The sequence below is a fragment of the Polaromonas sp. LjRoot131 genome, assembly GCF_964252805.1.
Classification (GTDB): Bacteria; Pseudomonadota; Gammaproteobacteria; order Burkholderiales; family Burkholderiaceae_C; genus Polaromonas.
Map to the genome: position 1 here is coordinate 924,029 of NZ_CAXUPF020000001.1, position 17,593 is coordinate 941,621.

The 17,593-nt window shown below is 64.2% G+C and carries 17 protein-coding genes; 13 read left to right on the forward strand and 4 right to left on the reverse strand.

The annotated features are described in order from the left end of the window. The first annotated feature begins 45 nt into the window (after positions 1-45). Positions 46-600, forward strand: coding sequence for a YggT family protein (locus ACSQ27_RS04305; RefSeq protein WP_436154232.1), 555 nt, complete (start codon positions 46-48; stop codon positions 598-600). Here the strand turns inward: ACSQ27_RS04305 and ACSQ27_RS04310 are convergent. The 4 genes from ACSQ27_RS04310 to ACSQ27_RS04325 form a co-directional block, all read right to left on the reverse strand. Continuing rightward, positions 597-2,096, reverse strand: a complete 1,500-nt coding sequence (locus ACSQ27_RS04310; RefSeq protein ID WP_436154233.1) for an NAD(P)H-hydrate dehydratase — start codon at positions 2,094-2,096, stop codon at positions 597-599. The genes ACSQ27_RS04305 and ACSQ27_RS04310 overlap by 4 nt on opposite strands. Before the next feature lie 76 nt (positions 2,097-2,172). After that, positions 2,173-2,676 (reverse strand): peptidoglycan-binding protein LysM, encoded by a 504-nt coding sequence (gene lysM / locus ACSQ27_RS04315; RefSeq protein WP_436154234.1) that lies wholly within the window; start codon positions 2,674-2,676, stop codon positions 2,173-2,175. A gap of 111 nt (positions 2,677-2,787) precedes the next feature. Beyond that, positions 2,788-4,047 (reverse strand): D-amino acid dehydrogenase, encoded by a 1,260-nt coding sequence (locus tag ACSQ27_RS04320; protein ID WP_436154235.1) that lies wholly within the window; start codon positions 4,045-4,047, stop codon positions 2,788-2,790. A gap of 122 nt (positions 4,048-4,169) precedes the next feature. Beyond that, on the reverse strand, positions 4,170-5,522 hold the full coding sequence (locus tag ACSQ27_RS04325) for an amidase (protein WP_436154236.1): 1,353 nt from the start codon (positions 5,520-5,522) through the stop codon (positions 4,170-4,172). A gap of 189 nt (positions 5,523-5,711) precedes the next feature. Here ACSQ27_RS04325 and rpsB point away from each other — a divergent pair, with 189 nt between their 5' ends. The 12 genes from rpsB (at position 5,712) to fabZ (ending at position 17,576) form a co-directional block, all read left to right on the forward strand. Further along, on the forward strand, positions 5,712-6,464 hold the full coding sequence (gene rpsB, locus ACSQ27_RS04330; RefSeq protein WP_007866397.1) for a 30S ribosomal protein S2: 753 nt from the start codon (positions 5,712-5,714) through the stop codon (positions 6,462-6,464). Positions 6,465-6,590: 126 nt separating this feature from the next. Next, entirely contained in the window at positions 6,591-7,505 is a 915-nt protein-coding gene (gene tsf, locus ACSQ27_RS04335; protein ID WP_436154237.1) for a translation elongation factor Ts, read from the forward strand. Positions 7,506-7,568: 63 nt separating this feature from the next. Further along, positions 7,569-8,279, forward strand: coding sequence for a UMP kinase (pyrH, locus tag ACSQ27_RS04340; RefSeq protein ID WP_036838012.1), 711 nt, complete (start codon positions 7,569-7,571; stop codon positions 8,277-8,279). Positions 8,280-8,328: 49 nt separating this feature from the next. Next, positions 8,329-8,889, forward strand: a complete 561-nt coding sequence (gene frr, locus ACSQ27_RS04345) for a ribosome recycling factor (RefSeq protein ID WP_436154238.1) — start codon at positions 8,329-8,331, stop codon at positions 8,887-8,889. A 145-nt stretch (positions 8,890-9,034) separates the two neighbouring features. Further along, a complete protein-coding gene (uppS, locus tag ACSQ27_RS04350) occupies positions 9,035-9,778 on the forward strand; it encodes a polyprenyl diphosphate synthase (RefSeq protein ID WP_436154239.1) in 744 nt (247 codons plus the stop codon). After that, entirely contained in the window at positions 9,778-10,638 is an 861-nt protein-coding gene (locus ACSQ27_RS04355) for a phosphatidate cytidylyltransferase (RefSeq protein ID WP_436154240.1), read from the forward strand. Before uppS ends, ACSQ27_RS04355 begins: the two co-directional genes overlap by 1 nt. A 7-nt stretch (positions 10,639-10,645) precedes the next feature. Next, the gene (gene ispC / locus ACSQ27_RS04360; protein WP_436154241.1) at positions 10,646-11,833 is read left to right on the forward strand and encodes a 1-deoxy-D-xylulose-5-phosphate reductoisomerase; all 1,188 of its coding nucleotides are present in this window, start codon (positions 10,646-10,648) and stop codon (positions 11,831-11,833) included. Between the two features lies 1 nt (position 11,834). After that, positions 11,835-13,211 (forward strand): RIP metalloprotease RseP, encoded by a 1,377-nt coding sequence (rseP, locus tag ACSQ27_RS04365; protein WP_436154242.1) that lies wholly within the window; start codon positions 11,835-11,837, stop codon positions 13,209-13,211. Positions 13,212-13,224: 13 nt separating this feature from the next. Beyond that, a complete protein-coding gene (gene bamA / locus ACSQ27_RS04370) occupies positions 13,225-15,522 on the forward strand; it encodes an outer membrane protein assembly factor BamA (RefSeq protein ID WP_436154243.1) in 2,298 nt (765 codons plus the stop codon). Next, the gene (locus tag ACSQ27_RS04375; protein ID WP_436154244.1) at positions 15,522-16,028 is read left to right on the forward strand and encodes an OmpH family outer membrane protein; all 507 of its coding nucleotides are present in this window, start codon (positions 15,522-15,524) and stop codon (positions 16,026-16,028) included. Before bamA ends, ACSQ27_RS04375 begins: the two co-directional genes overlap by 1 nt. Positions 16,029-16,077: 49 nt before the next feature. Then, positions 16,078-17,139, forward strand: a complete 1,062-nt coding sequence (gene lpxD / locus ACSQ27_RS04380) for a UDP-3-O-(3-hydroxymyristoyl)glucosamine N-acyltransferase (RefSeq protein ID WP_436154245.1) — start codon at positions 16,078-16,080, stop codon at positions 17,137-17,139. Further along, positions 17,136-17,576 (forward strand): 3-hydroxyacyl-ACP dehydratase FabZ, encoded by a 441-nt coding sequence (gene fabZ, locus ACSQ27_RS04385; protein WP_122956731.1) that lies wholly within the window; start codon positions 17,136-17,138, stop codon positions 17,574-17,576. Before lpxD ends, fabZ begins: the two co-directional genes overlap by 4 nt. The last annotated feature ends 17 nt before the right edge of the window (positions 17,577-17,593 follow it).

Sequence of the window (17,593 nt, forward strand, 5' to 3'; positions counted from 1 at the left end):
CATGGATTGTTTTCCCCATTCTTTCGCGCACAGGGCAGGCCGCGCATGCTGATCCGTATCCTGTCGTTTCTTCTTGAAACCATTTTTTTCCTGCTGATTGCCGCGGCGCTGCTGCGTGCCTGGATGAACTGGGTTCGGGTCAACATGAGCGCCCAGCCGGGCAGCTTTGTGATGGCGCTGACCGACTGGCTGGTCAAGCCGTTACGCCGCGCACTGCCCAGGTCGCTGGCGCAGTCGCGGGTGGACTGGGCCAGCGTGATCGCCGCCGCCGTGCTGGCGCTGGCCTACGCCTTGCTGTGGGGCTTGCTGTCCGGCGTGCTGCTCGGAGCGCTGGGTCTGGCGCCCTTGATTTTGCTGATGCTGTCTTTTGCGCTCAAGATGCTGGTCCGTGTGGCGCTGCAGACCCTGTTCATCCTGGTGCTGGGTTTTGCCATCCTTTCGTGGATACAGCCCGGCTCGCCCGCCTATGCCTTGCTGGGTCGCCTGACCGATCCCGTACTGGCGCCACTGCGCCGCGTGATCCCCGTCGTGGGCGGCGTCGACATCTCGGCGCTGGTGCTGATCGTGCTGCTGCAGATTGCCTTGATGGTCATCGTCTAGGAACCAGCCAGCGCCGATGCCGTCAGCGCCTTGCCGCCGGCGCCCACCGGCCATTCATCGGCTATGCGGCCGTGGGCAAACACGGCGCTGCAGGCCGCTTCAAAAGCCTCCAGGCCTCCGGTCATACGGGCACCCAGCATGCCTGCCAGCACGTCACCGGTGCCGGCAGTGGCCAGCAGGGCATTGCCGCTGCTGTTGATCGCGCTGGCCTGGCCCGGTGCGGCGATCACCGTCCCTGAGCCTTTGAGCACCACGACGCACTGAAAACGCTGCGCCAGTTGGCGGGCAGACGCAAGCCGATCGGCTTGCACCTCCCGGGTGCTGCTTCCTGCCAGCCGGGCGGCTTCGAGCGGGTGGGGCGTGAGCACTGTCGCATAACCACGGTGGTGGCGGGCCGCGAGCTGGGTCTGCAATTGCGTATCCGCGGCGATCGCGTTGAGCGCGTCCGCGTCCAGCACCAGCCGGGGCGCCGCCGAGAGCACTTTGGGCAGCACGGCGCGCACGGCGTCACCACCGCCGCAGCCGCACACCACCACCTGCTGCGCCAGGTCCAGCGCCTCGGGGGCGCGAAACATCAATTCGGGCTGCTGGGGGTCCGCGCTGAGCGCCGGCTTGCCGAGCAGCGCCACATATACGCGGCCCGCGCCCGCGTGCAGCGCGGCGCGTGCGGCCAGCAGCGCGGCACCCGCCATGTGGCTGTGGGCGGTGGATTCCCCGCCCAGCACCGCCACGTCGCCAAAGCTGCCCTTGTGGCTGGCATGCGGGCTGGCCTGCCTGGCGGCCTGCGAGTCCCGATCGGCGCCCAGCAGCCAGGCCTCCGGTGCCGGTGCATCTGCGGGTGCCGTGCCGAGGTCGTCAAACCATACCCGGCCCGCGCGGTCGCGGCCGTTTGCGGTGAACAGTCCGGGCTTCAAGGTCAGGAGGCTCAGGGTAAAGGTATCCGGGGCCGGGGCAAGCTCAGCGTTAAATGCCCCGGTGTCGGCGTCCAGGCCGGTCGGCACGTCCACCGCGAGCCGCGGTACGGCGCTGGCCTGCATGCGCGCCAGCCATTCCAGCATCAGGGCCGTGCCCGGCCGGGCCGGGTCCAGCGTGCCGCCTATGCCCAGCAGGGCGTCTATGCAGAAGTCGAAGCCTTCGGGCGGCTCCGACGCCATGGGCACGCCGGCCGCCAGGGCGCGTTCGCGCGACGCCTGGGCGTCGGGTGGCTGGCCGGTTTTCCCGGACGGCGCGCCGGTCCAGGTCAGGGTCACGTTTTTGCCCCAGCGGTGCAGGTGCATGGCGGCTTCAAAACCGTCGCCGCCGTTGTTGCCGGGCCCGCAGGCAACCCAGATGCTTTGTGCGTGCGGCGCCAGCGCCAGCGTCAGGCGAGCGACCGAAAGGCCGGCCCGTTGCATCAGCGTGTGCGGCGGCAGGCCGGCGGCGGCTAGCCGCTCAAGTTCGCGAGTGGCCGCCACGCTGTGAAGCGGCTCGCTGTGGGTGCTGGAGATTCTTCGCATGGCCCGATTGTGCGGCCCCGGGCGGAAAAAAGCCCGGCATGCCGGGCTTTCGGGGAGAGGGCAAAAAGCCCGTGCTTCAGGCGTCCGGCGGAATGCGCAGCACCTGGCCCGGGTAAATCTTGTCCGGGTGCGTCAGCATAGGCTTGTTGGCCTCGAAAATCTGCGGGTACTTGTTGGGTGTGCCGTAGAACTGCTTGCTGATCTTCGACAGGTTGTCGCCGCTGACGACCACATGCCACTGCGATTCCGGCTCGGGGCTGGACACCGTCATCAGGTCATTCACGGCGGCCACCGTTGCCACGTTGCCGCAGCACAGCAGCACCTTCTCCTTGGTGGCCTGGTCGGGTGCCACGCCGGAGACCGTGACGGTGGCGCTGGCGGCGTCAAAGCCGATCTCCAGGGCCTGGACGTTGAGGTTCATGGAGTTGATGTAGGTGGCGATGGCCTCGCCCGCCGCCTTGCTCAGCGCCGCGATGTTTTCGGGGGTGGGTGTTGCCGCGGCGGCCTCCTGGGCGGCCTTGGCCTCGCCGCGCCCGAAAAGCTTTTCACCGGCTTCCTTGATAAAACTGAACATGCCCATGGGAACTCCAATCAGGTAAAGAGGTGACAGAAAGGGAATGGCCACCCGGCAGGCGCCGGGCTGCAACCACTGTACACGCCTGCCGTGACGGTTTGTGCCGGCGCGTTCGCCTCAAGCCAGGCGCGCTACGCCCAGGCCGTCCATGTCGATGTCCGCGTTCCGGCCACCCATGAGGTCGGCCAGCGCCCGTGCGCTGCCGCAACTGAGCGCCCAGCCGCTGGAGCCGTGGCCCAGGTTGAGCCAGAGCCCCGGGATGCCGCTGTCGCCGATGATGGGCGGCCCGTCGGGCAGCATGGGCCTGGCGCCTTTCCATTCCTGCACGCTGGAGCCGGTGTTGGAGAGCTGGGCCGCACCCGGAAACCAATCATGTAAAACCTTGTAAAGGGTTTGCAGGGAGCCGGCCCGTTTGTTGTCCAGTGAGCCGCCGATCTCGGCACTGCCGGCCACGCGCACGCGATTGCCCAGGCGTGAAATCGCCACCTTGTAGCGCTCGTCCATCAGCGCGCTGCGTGGCGCGTTCAGGGGTTCGCGAATCGGGGCGCTGATGGAGTAACCGTAGACCGCGGCCATGGGGATTTTCAGGCCCAAGGGCCTCAGGAGCTGCGCCGAGGCCTGGCCGGCGCACATCACCACCCGGTCGAAGCCGCGCGGTGTGCTTTCACCCGCGATAAGCAGGCTGGCGGCTTGTGCCCGCTCCAGCCCGGCCACCGTGGTGCTGAACTCAAAATTCACCCCCAGGCGCTGGGCTTCGTTCTTCAGCAGCAGCGCAAACTGCCGGCAGTTGGCCACCTCGTCGTTCGGCAGGTGCACCGCGCCCAGAAAGGGGGTGTCCTGGTTCAGGGCCGGCTCGATCTTGAGGACTTCCTCGGGGCCGATTTCCTTGAAAGGCACGCCTGCCTCGCGCAGCATGGCCAGGCCGGGCTGCGCCAGCTTGCTGTCCTTTTCGGAGCGAAGCAGAACCATGTAGCCGGGGCTGCCGTCGTATTCGAGTTGCAGCTCGGCGGTCAGGTGGTGCAGCCTTTCGCGGCTGTAAAAGGCCAGGCGCTGCATGCGTGCGCGGTTGACCAAGTAGGTCTCCAGCTTGCAGGCGCGAAACCATTTCCACATCCAGCCCAGTTCGCCGGCCGACAGCGGCAGGGCGAGCTTGACGGGCGCGTGCCGGCTGAACAGGTGGCTGAGGACCTTGCCCGGCATGCCGGGTGCGGCCCAGGGCGTGACGTAGCCGGGCGCGACCAGGCCGGCGTTGGCAAAGCTGGTCTCTTCCGCCGCCGCGCCGCGGCGTTCGAATACGGTGACTTCGTGGCCGTCCAGGGCCAGTTCGTAGGCGGTGGTGATGCCGATGATGCCGGCGCCAATGACGGCGATCCTCATGCGCAGGCTCCGCGGCGGCGTGGAGTGGGAACATGGCGCTTAAGACGGGAAATCATGTTGTTCATTGTTTTTTTTATGGGTGGGGCAGGCCGCGAACCCGACAGGGGCGGGATTGGCGGCGATTATTGTTGTAGCGACAGAGCCAGGGCGGCTTCCACCTGCAAGGCCAGGTCCAGCACGTCGTCATCATGCAGCGCCGCGTGCCACAGCATCAGGCCCACGGGTAACTGGCCGGGTGTGTGGCAGGGCAGGGAAATCGCGCAGCCGTCGAGCATGTTAACCACGGAGGTGTTGCGCAGCAAAAGGCCGTTGACCCTGAAAAATTCGGTGTCGTCGTTGAGCAGGCCGGCGATCGGCGGTGCGACGAGGGGCACGGTGGGCGACAGCACGGCGTCAAAGCCGTCCAGGCGGGCTTCCATGCGGGTGATCCAGGCCTTGCGTGCCGCCACCAGGTCGATGTAGTCGGCCGCGCTCATGCTGGCGCCGCGCAGGATGCGCAGCGCGACACGCGGGTCATAGCTGGCCTGGTGTCCGGCGATCAGGCTGCGGTGCCAGGCATAACTTTCCGCCGCCGACAGGCCACCGGTGGCGTTGATGGCCGCCAACTCGGAGATTTCCTCGAGCGCGATCTCCTCGATATGGGCGCCAGCCCGGCGCAAGACCAGCAGGCTGCGCTCGAACGCCTGGGCCACCGTGCGGCTCAGCGCATCCTGCATCTGCGTGCGGGCCACGGCCAGGCGGCAGGCGGACAGTGGCTTGCCGGCCAGCCTGACCTGGCGCGCTGCCAGCACTTCATGCACGGTGACGGCGTCGCGCACCGAGCGCGTCAAGGCGCTCACGGTGTCCAGGCTGGTGGACAGGGGCAAGGCGCCCGTCGCCGGCACCAGGCGGGCTGTGCTCTTGAAGCCGACGATGCCGCACAGCGCGGCCGGAATTCGGATCGAGCCGCCTGTGTCCGAGCCCAGCCCCACCAGGGCCGCGCCGGTGGCCACCGACACCGCCGCGCCTGAGGACGAGCCGCCCGGGATGCGAGGCGTGGCCGGGTCGGCCGGGTTGGCGGGCGTTCCGTAGCGCGGGTTGATGCCCACGCCCGAAAAGGCGAATTCGACCATGTTGGTGCGGCCCACCAGCGCCGCGCCGGCGGCCCGCAGGCGCGCCACAGCGGGGCAGTCGGCCTGGGCCGGGGCGGATTTGGCCAGCACTTTGGAGCCGGCGGCGGTGACCTGGCCCGCCACGTCGAACAAGTCCTTGATGGACACTGGAATTCCCGCAAGCGCAAGCCCGGCGTCACCGGGCGGGGTGTTTTTCAGCGTTTCGGGCGGATTTGCCGGCGAGCCCGGCATGAAAACATGGCGGCAGGCCTCGCTTTGCGCGGCCAGGGCGGCTTGCGCCAGGATGTCCGGGGCTTGCACATGGCCCGCCTGGAGTGCCTGGCGGACGGCATGGAGGTCGCCTGGGAACGGGATCTGGCTCATGGGATAGGTGGTGGGGCGGGAGAGGAGGGCGGGAGGATGTTATACTCGACAGGCTTTGCGAATGACGATTCTGTTGTTTGCAATGCAAATCGCAAATCAGCCACACCAAGGTGTTGTCCCGGGAATCTCAAAAAGAGAGTCTCGGGGCGATAAGCGCTGATTTTAGACACAACCTTTTGGAGTATTTTTATGTCGACCACTATGCGCGAAATGCTGGAAGCAGGCGTTCATTTCGGACACCAGACCCGCTTCTGGGACCCCAAGATGGCCCCGTACATCTTCGGCCATCGCAACCGCATCCACATCATCAACCTGGAAAAATCGCTGCCGATGTACCAGGAGGCGATGAAGTTCGCCAAGCAGCTGTCCGCCAACCGCGGCACCATCCTGATGGTGGGTACCAAGCGCCAGGCCCGCGAAATCGTCGCGACCGAAGCCAAGCGCGCCGGTGTTCCTTACGTTGACCAGCGCTGGCTGGGCGGCATGCTGACCAACTTCAAAACGGTCAAGACCTCGATCAAGCGCCTGAAAGAGATGAAGGCCCAGCAGGAAGCTGGCCTCGACTCCATCAGCAAAAAAGAACAGCTGACCTTCAAGCGCGAAATCGAAAAGCTGGAAAAAGACATCGGCGGCATTCAGGACATGAACGCTCTGCCGGACGCTATTTTCGTGATCGACGTGGGTTTCCACAAAATCGCGATTCTGGAAGCCAAGAAGCTCGGCATCCCCCTGATCGGTGTGGTGGACTCCAACCACTCGCCTATCGGCATCGATTACGTGATCCCCGGCAACGATGACTCCTCCAAGGCTGTGGCGCTGTACGCCCGCGGTATCGCCGACGCGATCCTCGAAGGCCGTGCCAACGCCGTGAACGACGTTGTCAAGGCCGTGTCGGCCGAGAGTTCGGACGAATTCGTGGAAGTGGACAACGCAGCCGCCTGATAGTTTCCGGCTCTGCGCCAGACGCGAAAAAGGGGCTCGCGTAGCCCCTTTTTCACAACTTAAGCATCAAGAAGGGGCGGGCCCTGTCGGCCCATCCCTGTGAACACGACAAAACGGAGAATCAAAATGGCAATTACTGCAAGCATGGTCGCTGAACTGCGCGCCAAAACCGACGCCCCGATGATGGAGTGCAAGAAGGCACTGACCGAGGCAGAAGGCAACTTCGAAAAAGCGGAAGAAATCCTGCGCGTCAAGCTCGGCAGCAAGGCCGGCAAGGCCGCTTCCCGCGTCACCGCCGAAGGCGTCGTGGCCGCGCACCGCGAAGGCGATGTGGGCGCGCTGGTTGAAATCAATTGCGAAACCGACTTCGTCACCAAGAACGACAGCTTCCTGGCTTTCACCAAAGCCGTCGTCGAAGGCATCGTCAAGAACAACCCGGCCGACGTGGAAGCCGTGGGCGCGATGCCCCTGTCGCTGGACGGTTTCGGCCCCACGGTCGAGGACGTGCGCAAGGGCCTGATCGGCAAGATCGGCGAAAACATGAGCGTGCGCCGCTTCAAGCGTTTCAGCGGCAGCAAGCTGGCCTCTTACCTGCACGGCACGCGCATTGGCGTGGTGGTGGAGTTTGAAGGCGACGAAGCCGCCGCCAAGGACGTCGCCATGCATGTGGCCGCGATGAAGCCCGTGTCGCTGTCCAGCGCCGAAGTTCCCGCCGAACTGGTCGCCAAAGAGCGCTCGGTGGCTGCCGCCAAGGCCGCTGAAGATGCCGCCAAGGCCCAGGCCGAAGGCAAGCCCGTGCAGTCCGCTGAAATTGTTGCAAAGCGTATCGAAGGCGGCGTGCAAAAGTACCTGAAGGAAGTCAGCCTGTACAACCAGACTTTCGTCAAGAACGACAAGCAGACCGTCGAGCAGATGCTCAAGGAAAAAGCGACCACGATCAAGTCCTTCACGCTGTACGTGGTGGGCGAAGGCATCGAAAAGAAGGTTGACGACTTCGCCGCCGAAGTCGCGGCCCAGGTCGCGGCCGCCAAGGGCGCTTAAGTACTCAGCCTAGCCGGAAGGCCGCTAAACTCCCATTCACTTTAACCACAGAAAGCTCCTCACATGCCAGCCTACAAGCGAATCTTGTTAAAACTGTCAGGTGAGGCCCTGATGGGCGACGACGCTTTCGGTATCAACCGTGCCACCATCGTGCGCATGGTTGAGGAAATCGCCGAAGTCACCCGCATGGGGGTCGAAGTGGCGGTAGTGATAGGCGGCGGCAACATCTTTCGCGGCGTGGCCGGCGGCTCGGTCGGCATGGACCGCGCCACCGCCGACTACATGGGCATGCTGGCCACCGTGATGAACGCCCTGGCTTTGGGCGACACCATGGACAAGGCCGGCCTGATCGCCCGCGTGATGTCGGCCATCGGTATCGAGCGTGTGGTCGAACCCTATGTTCGCCCCAAGGCCCTGCAGTACCTCGAAGAGGGCAAGGTCGTCATTTTCGCGGCCGGCACCGGCAATCCGTTTTTCACCACCGACACGGCCGCCGCGCTGCGCGGCGCCGAGATCGGCGCCGAGATCGTGCTCAAGGCCACCAAGGTCGACGGTGTGTACACTGCGGACCCCAAGAAGGACCCGAAGGCCACGCGCTACACCAACATCACCTTTGATGAGGCCATGGGCAAAAACCTCGAGGTCATGGATGCCACCGCCTTTGCGCTGTGCCGCGACCAGAAACTCCCCATCAAGGTGTTCAGCATTTTCAAGCACGGCGCGCTCAAGCGGGTGGTGCAGGGCGAAGACGAGGGAACGCTGGTTCACGTCTGACCCTCCTTTGGCTTGCTTTTTTTCGCTATAAAAATCCGGAGATTCGACCATGAGCATTGTTGAAGTCAAGCAGCTGGCAGAGCAAAAAATGCTGCAGTCCATCGACTCGTTCAAGAACGGCCTCACCAAGATCCGCACCGGCCGCGCCAACCCCGGCCTGCTCGACACCGTGCACGTGGATTACTACGGCTCCATGGTGCCCATCAGCCAGGTGGCCAACGTGTCCTTGCTCGATGCGCGCACCATCAGCGTCTCGCCCTGGGAAAAAGGCATGGGCGCCAAGATCGAAAAAGCCATCCGCGATTCCGACCTGGGCCTCAACCCGGCGGCGCAGGGCGATTTGATCCGTGTCCCCATGCCGGCGATGACCGAAGAGCGCCGCAAGGAGCTCACCAAGGTCGTGCGCGGCGAAGGCGAGCACGCCAAGGTCGCCATCCGCAACCTGCGCCGCGATGCCAACGACGGCATCAAGAAGCTGGTCAAGGACAAACTGGCTTCCGAGGATGACGAGCGCCGCGCGCAGGAAGACATCCAGAAGTTCACCGACCGTTTCATTGCCGAAGTCGACAAACTGGTCGCCGGCAAGGAACAAGACATCATGGCGGTTTAGATTGCCCCCACGTTCGCTCGCTTCGCGTAGCTCTCTGCCCCCCGAGGGGGCCGCTGCGCCTGCGGCCCGGCTAAGCCGGTTCCGCGGCCCCTGCTTGAAAAGACAGATGCCTCACGCCCACTAAGGGCGGCGCCTGACTGCTGACATGGCCTCAACAAGTTCCACCGCCGTCCCGCGCCATGTGGCCATCGTCATGGATGGCAATGGCCGCTGGGCGACCAAACGGTTTCTGCCCCGCATCGCGGGCCACAAGCAGGGCGTTGATTCGTTGAGCCGCTGCGTGCGCGCCTGCCTGGAGCGCGGCATCGGCGTGCTGACGGTGTTTGCGTTCTCCTCGGAGAACTGGAACCGGCCGTCGGATGAGGTCTCCGGCCTGATGGAGCTGCTGGCCCTGTCGCTGGCCAAGGAAGTGCCCAGCCTGAACGAGAACGGCGTGCAACTGCACTTTGTGGGTGACCGCCAGCGCCTGTCCGACAAGGTGCAGGCCGGGCTGGCCAAGGCTGAGCGCGACACCTCGGCCAACAGCCGGCTGGTCTTCAACGTGTGTTTCAACTACGGCGGCCGCTGGGACATCGCCCAGGCCGCGCAGAAGCTGGCCAGCCGCGGCGAGGCCATCACCGAGTTGTCGATGGACCGCGCCATGGCGATGGCGCATGTACCCGACCCGGATCTGCTGATCCGCACCGGCGGTGAATTGCGCATCAGCAACTTCCTGCTGTGGCAGGCCGCTTATTCGGAGCTGCATTTTTCCGACAAGCTGTGGCCCGAATTCGACGAGGCTGCGCTGGATGAGGCGATTGCCGTTTTTCGCACCCGCGAACGGCGTTTTGGCCAGACCTCCGCGCAGGTCAGCGGCCAGGTCAACAACGACAATGCAAAGGCGGCTTGATGCTTAAACAGCGTGTGATCACGGCGATTGTCCTGCTGGCGATTTTGCTGCCCGCACTTTTTTACAAAACGCCTCAGCCTTTTTGCGCCGTGGCGCTGCTGCTGATCGCGGCCGGTGCCTGGGAGTGGGGCCGCCTCAACGGCTACGGACAGGGCGTTTCCACGGGGCTGGGCCTGGCCTGCGTGGCGGCCTGCGCGTTGTCCTGGTACGGCGGCCTGCTTGAAAAACCTTTGCCCATGCTGTGGGCCGCGGGCGGCGCCGTGTGGGTGCTGGCCGGGGGCTGGCTGCTGCGCAATGGGGTGGCCGGCTGGCCGCGCATTCCCAAGGTGCTGCGGCTGGTCGCGGGCCTGGTCGCGCTGTGGCTGGCCTGGCTGGCTGTTGCCCAGGCGCGCGTCGTCGGTATCAATTTCCTGTTGTCCGTGCTGCTGCTGGTCTGGGTGGCGGATATCTTTGCCTATTTCGCAGGCCGCACCTTTGGCGGCCGCTTCAGCAAGGGCAAGCTGGCACCTTCGATCAGCCCGGGCAAGAGCTGGGAGGGCGTCTGGGGCGGCATGGCCGGTGTGGTCGCGCTGTCGCTCGCCTGGGTCTACGCGGGCGCCGCTGCCGGCGGCGTGGGTTTCTGGGGCGAGGCGACGCTTTACAGCCGGCTGGTGGCGAACCACGGCCTGCTGATCATGCTTCTAGCGGTCATTTTCCTCGCGGCCATGAGCGTGGTGGGCGACCTGGTCGAGTCCCTGATCAAACGCAGCGCGGGCGTCAAGGACTCCAGCGGCCTGTTGCCCGGCCATGGCGGGGTGCTGGACCGCGTTGACGCGCTGCTGCCCACGCTGCCCCTGGCGATGATGCTGGTCTCCCTCTAGGCCCATCATGCCCTTCAGCAAGCAGCGCATCACCGTTCTGGGCTCCACCGGGTCCATAGGCGTCAACACGCTGGACGTGATTGCGCGCCATCCCGACCGTTTTGAAGTGTTCGCGCTCAGCGCGGCGACCCAGACCGACCTGATGCTGGCGCAGTGCGTCCAGTTCAAGCCGCGCTACGCCGTGATGGCGAGCGAGCCGCATGCCCGCCTGCTGGCGGACAAGGTCAAGGCCCACCAGCTCCCCGTGCAGGTGCTGTGGGCGCCCGATGCGCTCGAAATGATCGCTTCGCATGAGTCGGTGGACACCGTCATGGCGGCCATTGTGGGCGCGGCAGGCCTTGCGCCCTGCATGGCGGCGGCCCGCGCGGGAAAACGCCTGCTGCTGGCCAACAAGGAAGCGCTGGTGGTGGGCGGCGAGGTCTTCATGCAGGCGGTGCGCGCCGGCGGTGCCAAGCTGCTGCCCATAGACAGCGAACATTCGGCCATCTTCCAGTCCCTGCCCGAGGATGCCGCGACCTGGGGCGACCGGGTCGAAAAAATCATCCTCACCGCGTCCGGCGGGCCGTTTCGCACCCGCGATGCCGCCAGCCTGCGCCACGTCACACCCGATGAGGCCTGCGCCCACCCGAACTGGGTGATGGGCCGGAAAATCTCGGTTGACTCGGCCACCATGATGAACAAGGCCCTGGAGGTCATTGAGGCCAAATACCTGTTCGGCCTGACGCCGGAACAGATCGAGGTGGTGATCCACCCCCAGAGCATCATCCATTCCATGGTGCAGTACCGCGACACTTCGGTGGTAGCGCAACTCGGAACGCCCGACATGCGCGTTCCCATCGCCTACGGCCTGGCCTGGCCCGACCGGGTCGTGTCGGGAGCCAAGGCCCTGGACTTCAGGTCGCTGGCCACCATGACCTTTGAAGTCCCGGACGATGAACGCTTTCCCGGGCTGCCGCTGGCCTGGGAGGTGCTCAACGGGCCCGTGGGCAGCACCGCCGTGCTCAATGCCGCCAACGAGGTGGCGGTCGCGGCCTTTCTTGAAAAACGCATCCGTTTTGACCATATTCACCATGTAAATCACGCAACTTTGGAGGCGCTGGCGCCCTCAGAGGTAAGTGATGTTGAAGGCCTGCTCGGTCTGGATGGGCAGGCTCGCCGCCTTGCCCTTCAAATTGCCGGACAACTGGAGCTTTGACATGTTGACCCTGATTTCTTTTGTCGTGACGCTGGGCATCCTGATCGCCGTGCACGAATACGGCCACTACCGCGTGGCCGTGGCCTGCGGCATCAAGGTCCTGAAGTTCTCCATCGGTTTCGGCAAGCCGATCTACACCTGGAAGCTCAAAAACAAGTCCACCGAGTTTTCCATCGGCATGCTGCCCCTCGGCGGTTACGTCAAGATGCTGGACGAGCGCGAGGCGCCCGTAGACCCGGCCGAACGCCACCTGGCCTTCAATACCCAGCCGCTCAAATCCCGGGCGGCCGTGGTCGCGGCCGGCCCGGCGGCCAACCTGCTGCTGGCCGTGTTGCTGTATGCCATCCTCAACTGGAGCGGCCTGCAGGAGCCCAAAGCCGTTCTGTCCAGCCCCGTGGCCGGCTCGTTGGCGGAAAAAGCCGGGCTGCGCGGCCAGGAGACGGTGGCGCAGGCCGCCTTTGAGGGTGATGAACTCCAGGACGTCCGCTCCTTTGAGGATCTGCGCTGGCGCCTGACCCAGGGCGCCCTGGACGGCCGCGACCTCACGCTGGTGCTGGGCGGCGATACGCTGGGTGCGGGTCGGACGGTGCGGCTGGCGCTCAGCACGCTGGGTGCTCCTGAAGCCGATGCCCAGCTGTTCCGCAAAATCGGCATCTTGGGGCCGTGGACCCGTCCCGAGATTGGAAACATCAAGGCCGGCAGCCCGGCCGAAAGATCCGGCTTGCGTGCGGGCGACGTGGTGGTGCGCATCGGCGACACCGCAATCATGGACGGACGCCATTTGCGCGAAGCCATACTCGCGTCGGCCTTGACCTCCAGTGCCGGCAAGGCGGCCGTCGCACCCCAGAGCTGGCAGATCATCCGCGCCGGCCAGCCCCTGGTGTTGCAGGTGACCCCTGAACTCCAGCTCGTCAATGGGATGATGGTGCCTCGGATCGAGGCCGCCGTGGACGCGCTGCCCGAACTTGTGACCGTGCGCTATGGCTTTGTCGATGGTTTGTGGCAAGGCGCCGTCCGCACCTGGCAGGTGTCCACGCTCACGCTGCGCCTGATGGGGAAAATGCTGACAGGCCAGGCTTCCCTCAAGAATCTCAGCGGGCCGCTCACGATTGCCGACTATGCGGGCAAATCGGCCAGCCTCGGCTTGAGCTATTACCTGACCTTCCTGGCCCTGGTCAGCGTGAGCCTGGGCGTCCTGAATTTACTCCCGCTGCCGGTTCTGGATGGGGGGCACCTGATGTATTATCTTTGGGAGGGGATCACTGGCCGAGGCGTGTCTGACGCCTGGATGGACCGGTTGCAGCGCGGTGGCGTTGCGATCCTGCTGGGCATGATGTGCGTTGCCCTGTTTAACGATGTCACCCGGCTCTTGGGCTAATTCCATACATTTCATGCAAAAACAAGTAAATCGCTTTAAAGTTCGCGCAGTCTGCGCCATCGCCGCCGGTCTTTTTGCAGCCAGCACCGCCTGGGCGGTGGACCCCTTCACGGTGCGCGACATCCGGGTTGAAGGTTTGCAGCGCGTGGAGCCTGGAACCATTTTCGCGTCGCTTCCCTTTCGTGTCGGCGAGACCTACAACGACGACAAGGGCTCGACCGCTATCCGCGCGCTGTTCGGCCTGGGCCTGTTCAAGGACGTGAGGCTGGAGGTCAACGGCGACGTGCTGGTGGTGATCGTTGAAGAACGCCCCACCGTGGCCGACGTGGATTTCGTCGGCACCAAGGAATTCGACAAGGAAGCGCTGAAGAAAGCCCTGCGTGAAGCCGGCGTCGCCGACGGCCAGCCTTTTGACAAGGCGCTGGCCGACAAGGCCGAGCAGGAACTCAAACGCCAGTACATCAACAAAAGCCTGTACGGCGTCGAGGTCATCACCACCGTCACGCCGATTGAACGCAACCGCGTCAACCTGACTTTCAGCGTCGTCGAGGGCGACGTGGCCAAGATCAAGGAAATCCACGTCACGGGCAACAAGGCGTTCAGCGAATCCACGCTGCTGGGCCTGTTCGACCTGGACACCGGAGGCTGGCTCAGCTGGTACACCAAGTCCGACCGTTACTCGCGCACCAAGCTCAATGCCGACATCGAAACGCTGCGCTCCTACTACCTGTCGCGCGGCTACCTGGAGTTCAAGGTCGAGTCGACCCAGGTCGCGATCTCCCCGGACAAGCAAAGCATCGCCATCACCGTCAATGTGAGTGAAGGCGAGCGCTTCGTGGTGTCGGGTGTCAAGCTGGAAGGCAACTACCTCAACAAGGAAGAAGAGTTCAAGACCCTGGTGAAGATTGAACCGGGTGAGCCCTACAACGCCGACCAGGTGGCGGAAACCACCAAGGCCTTCACCGACTACTTCGGCACCTTTGGATTTGCCTTTGCGCGCGTCGAAGCGGTGCCCGAGATCGACCGGAGCAACAACCGCGTGGCCTTTGTGATCCAGGCGGATCCGTCCCGCCGCGCCTATGTGCGGCGCGTGAACGTGGCCGGCAACAACCGCACGCGCGACGAAGTCGTGCGCCGCGAGTTCCGCCAGTTTGAATCGTCCTGGTACGACGGCGACAAGATCCGCCTTTCGCGCGACCGCGTGGACCGCCTGGGATACTTCAACGAAGTGAACATCGACACGCAAGAGGTGCCCGGCACCAGCGACCAGGTCGACGTAACCATGACCGTGGTGGAAAAACCCACCGGCAACCTGCAGCTCGGCGCGGGTTACTCCAGCGCGGACAGCGTGTCCCTGCTGTTCGGTATCAAGCAGGAAAACGTGTTCGGTTCGGGCAACTACCTGGGCGTTGAAGTCAACACCAGCAAGTCCAACCGCCAGCTGGTGCTGAGCACCATCGATCCTTATTTCACGGCCGACGGTATTTCGCGCACCATCGACGTCTATGACCGCACTTCCAAGCCGCTGTCCGGCCAGGGCGGCGACTACAGCCTGAAAACCCGCGGCGCCAGCATCCGCTTCGGCGTGCCGTTCACCGAGAACGACACCGTTTATTTCGGCAGCGGCTACGAGCAATTGACCATTGTTCCCGGCACCAACCTGCCGGCCAGCTACCAGACCTATGCCAACCAGTTTGGTTACAAAAGCGACTCCATCCCCTTGACGGTGGGATGGTCGCGCGACAGCCGTGACAGCTCCCTGGTTCCCACCACCGGCCGCTACCAGCGCGTGTACGGCGATTGGGGCGTGGCGGGCGACATCAAGTTCGTGCGCGCCAATTACCAGATCCAGCAGTACATTCCGCTGAACAAGCAGTTCACCGTGGCGCTGAATGGCGAATTTGGCTGGGGCAAGGGCCTGAACGGCCAGCCTTATCCGCTGTTCAAGAACTACTACTCGGGCGGCCTCGGGTCGGTGCGCGGCTTTGAGCAGGGCTCACTGGGCCCGCGCGATGCCTCCGACCTGGCCATTGGCGGACCGAAAAAACTGACCCTGAATGCCGAACTGATCGCGCCGTTTCCGGGTGCGGGCAACGACCGGACTCTGCGTCTGTACGGTTTTGTCGATGCCGGCAATGTGTTCGGGGAAAAAGAACAATACAAGCTGAACGACCTGCGTATCTCCACCGGCATCGGCATCAGCTGGATTTCCCCATTGGGGCCTTTGCGCATCGCCATTGCGACGCCGCTGCGTAAAAAGCCAGGCGATAGAATAGAGCGGTTGCAATTCCAAATCGGTACATCTTTCTAATGAAGCATCTTTCAAACAAATTTTTCCTCGGCCTTGTTGTCGCGTTGGCGGGTTTCTCCGCAAGCGCACAGGAGTTCAAGGTCGGTGTCGTCAATCTGGACCGGATTTTCCGCGAAGCCAATTCCGCCAAGGCCGCCCAGACCAAGCTCGAGCAGGAATTCAGCAAGCGTGAGAAAGAGCTGAACGATCTTGCAACGCAGCTCAAGTCGCTGTCCGACAAGTTCGAGCGCGAGGCGCCCACGCTTGCCGAAAGCCAGCGCAACACGCGGCAAAAACAATTGGTGGACCAGGACCGGGATTTCCAGCGCAAGCGCCGCGAATTCCAGGAAGACCTGAACACCCGCAAGAACGAAGAGCTGCAGCAAGTGATTGAGCGCGCCAACAAGGTCGTGAAAACCCTGGCTGAAACCGAAAAATACGACCTGATCCTTCAGGAATCGGTGTACGTCAATCCGAAACACGACATCACTGACAAAGTGATCAAGGCGCTGAACGCCGCCCGTTGACCGCGGGGGTGTTCACCACGATCACCATCGCCAGAACGGCAGGCGCAGTGTGACACTCCGTCTTGCCGACATTGCCCGGTTCCTCGCCGGTGTCAATGCCGAATTGATCGGCGACCCCGGCCTGCAGATTGAGCGGCTCTCCACCCTGGAGGCCGCCGGCCCCCAGGACCTGAGCTTCCTCAGCCATCCCAAATACCTGGCCAACCTGGCGCAGTCGGCTGCGGCCTGCGTCATCGTGGCGCCCGCCGCGCGGCAGGCCGCCCTCAGCCGGGGCGCCTGCATCGTGGTGGACGACCCCTACCACGCCTTCGCGCTGGTAACCCAGCTCTGGAAGCAGCGGCATGCCCCGCCGTCCGTGCCGCAGATTCACCCCAGTGCCTTTATTGATCCCACGGCCACGCTGGCGCGCGGCATATCGGTGGGGGCCTTCGCCTGCATAGGGGAGGGCGCCGTCATCGGTGCGGGTGCGCGCATTGCCGAACATTGCGTCGTTGGGCGGCATGCCCAGGTCGGGGCGGATACCCGCCTGTCGGCGCGCGTCACCGTGGCGGACGGCTGCCGCATAGGCGCGCGCTGCATCGTGCATCCGGGCGCGGTGATAGGCGCCGACGGCTTCGGGTTTGCGCTGCACCAGGGGCAGTGGGTCAAGATCGAGCAACTCGGCGGTGTCCTGATCGGCGACGACGTGGAGATAGGCGCGAATACCTGCATAGACCGCGGTGCCTTGCAGGACACGGTGCTCGAAGACGGCGTCAAACTCGACAACCTCGTCCAGATCGGCCACAACGTGCGGGTCGGCAAGCACACCGCCATGGCCGGATGCGCCGGTGTCGCGGGCAGCGCCACCATAGGCGCCCACTGCACGGTGGGCGGCGGCGCCATCGTGCTGGGCCACCTGAGCCTGGCCGACCATGTGCATGTGTCGGCGGCGTCCGTGGTGACAAGGTCCATTCTCAAGCCCGGAAATTACACCGGGCTCTTCCCCATCGACGACAATGCTGTCTGGGAAAAAAATGCCGCCACGCTCAAACAGCTCCACACGCTGCGCGAGCGCCTGCGGCTGGCCGAAAAAGCCATTCTGAACTCAGGACACATTGAAGAAAAATCATGATGGATATCCACCAAATTCTCAAGCAGCTTCCGCACCGCTATCCCATCCTGCTGGTGGACCGCGTACTCGAAATCGAAAAAGGCAAAAGCATCAAGGCGCTCAAGAACGTCACGATCAACGAGCCCTTCTTCATGGGGCACTTCCCCCACCACCCGGTCATGCCCGGCGTGCTGATGCTTGAAGCCATGGCGCAGGCCGCCGCCTTGCTGGCCTTTGAAACACTGGGCGTGACGCCCGACGACAAGACGGTGTATTACTTCGCCGGCATAGACGGCGCGCGCTTCAAGCGCCCGGTCGAGCCCGGCGACCAGCTGATCATGGACGTCACGCTGGACCGCATGAAGGCCGGCATTTTCAAGTTCAAGGGCGTGACCCGCGTGGGCGACACCATCGCCTGCGAGGCCGAACTGATGTGCACCATGCGCACGATAGCGTGAGCCGGGCTGCAACCATC

What these genes read in the sequence shown, in the direction of transcription:
- tsf (WP_436154237.1), top strand. Translation starts at nt 6,591, where the DNA reads ATGGCAATTACTGCAAGCATGGTCGCTGAACTGCGCGCCAAAACCGAC.
- rpsB (WP_007866397.1), top strand. Translation starts at nt 5,712, where the DNA reads ATGTCGACCACTATGCGCGAAATGCTGGAAGCAGGCGTTCATTTCGGA.
- ACSQ27_RS04375 (WP_436154244.1), top strand. Translation starts at nt 15,522, where the DNA reads ATGAAGCATCTTTCAAACAAATTTTTCCTCGGCCTTGTTGTCGCGTTG.
- ACSQ27_RS04310 (WP_436154233.1), bottom strand. Translation starts at nt 2,096, where the DNA reads ATGCGAAGAATCTCCAGCACCCACAGCGAGCCGCTTCACAGCGTGGCG.
- ispC (WP_436154241.1), top strand. Translation starts at nt 10,646, where the DNA reads ATGCCCTTCAGCAAGCAGCGCATCACCGTTCTGGGCTCCACCGGGTCC.
- uppS (WP_436154239.1), top strand. Translation starts at nt 9,035, where the DNA reads ATGGCCTCAACAAGTTCCACCGCCGTCCCGCGCCATGTGGCCATCGTC.
- fabZ (WP_122956731.1), top strand. Translation starts at nt 17,136, where the DNA reads ATGATGGATATCCACCAAATTCTCAAGCAGCTTCCGCACCGCTATCCC.
- ACSQ27_RS04325 (WP_436154236.1), bottom strand. Translation starts at nt 5,522, where the DNA reads ATGAGCCAGATCCCGTTCCCAGGCGACCTCCATGCCGTCCGCCAGGCA.
- frr (WP_436154238.1), top strand. Translation starts at nt 8,329, where the DNA reads ATGAGCATTGTTGAAGTCAAGCAGCTGGCAGAGCAAAAAATGCTGCAG.
- lysM (WP_436154234.1), bottom strand. Translation starts at nt 2,676, where the DNA reads ATGGGCATGTTCAGTTTTATCAAGGAAGCCGGTGAAAAGCTTTTCGGG.
- bamA (WP_436154243.1), top strand. Translation starts at nt 13,225, where the DNA reads ATGCAAAAACAAGTAAATCGCTTTAAAGTTCGCGCAGTCTGCGCCATC.
- pyrH (WP_036838012.1), top strand. Translation starts at nt 7,569, where the DNA reads ATGCCAGCCTACAAGCGAATCTTGTTAAAACTGTCAGGTGAGGCCCTG.
- ACSQ27_RS04305 (WP_436154232.1), top strand. Translation starts at nt 46, where the DNA reads ATGCTGATCCGTATCCTGTCGTTTCTTCTTGAAACCATTTTTTTCCTG.
- ACSQ27_RS04320 (WP_436154235.1), bottom strand. Translation starts at nt 4,047, where the DNA reads ATGAGGATCGCCGTCATTGGCGCCGGCATCATCGGCATCACCACCGCC.
- ACSQ27_RS04355 (WP_436154240.1), top strand. Translation starts at nt 9,778, where the DNA reads ATGCTTAAACAGCGTGTGATCACGGCGATTGTCCTGCTGGCGATTTTG.
- rseP (WP_436154242.1), top strand. Translation starts at nt 11,835, where the DNA reads ATGTTGACCCTGATTTCTTTTGTCGTGACGCTGGGCATCCTGATCGCC.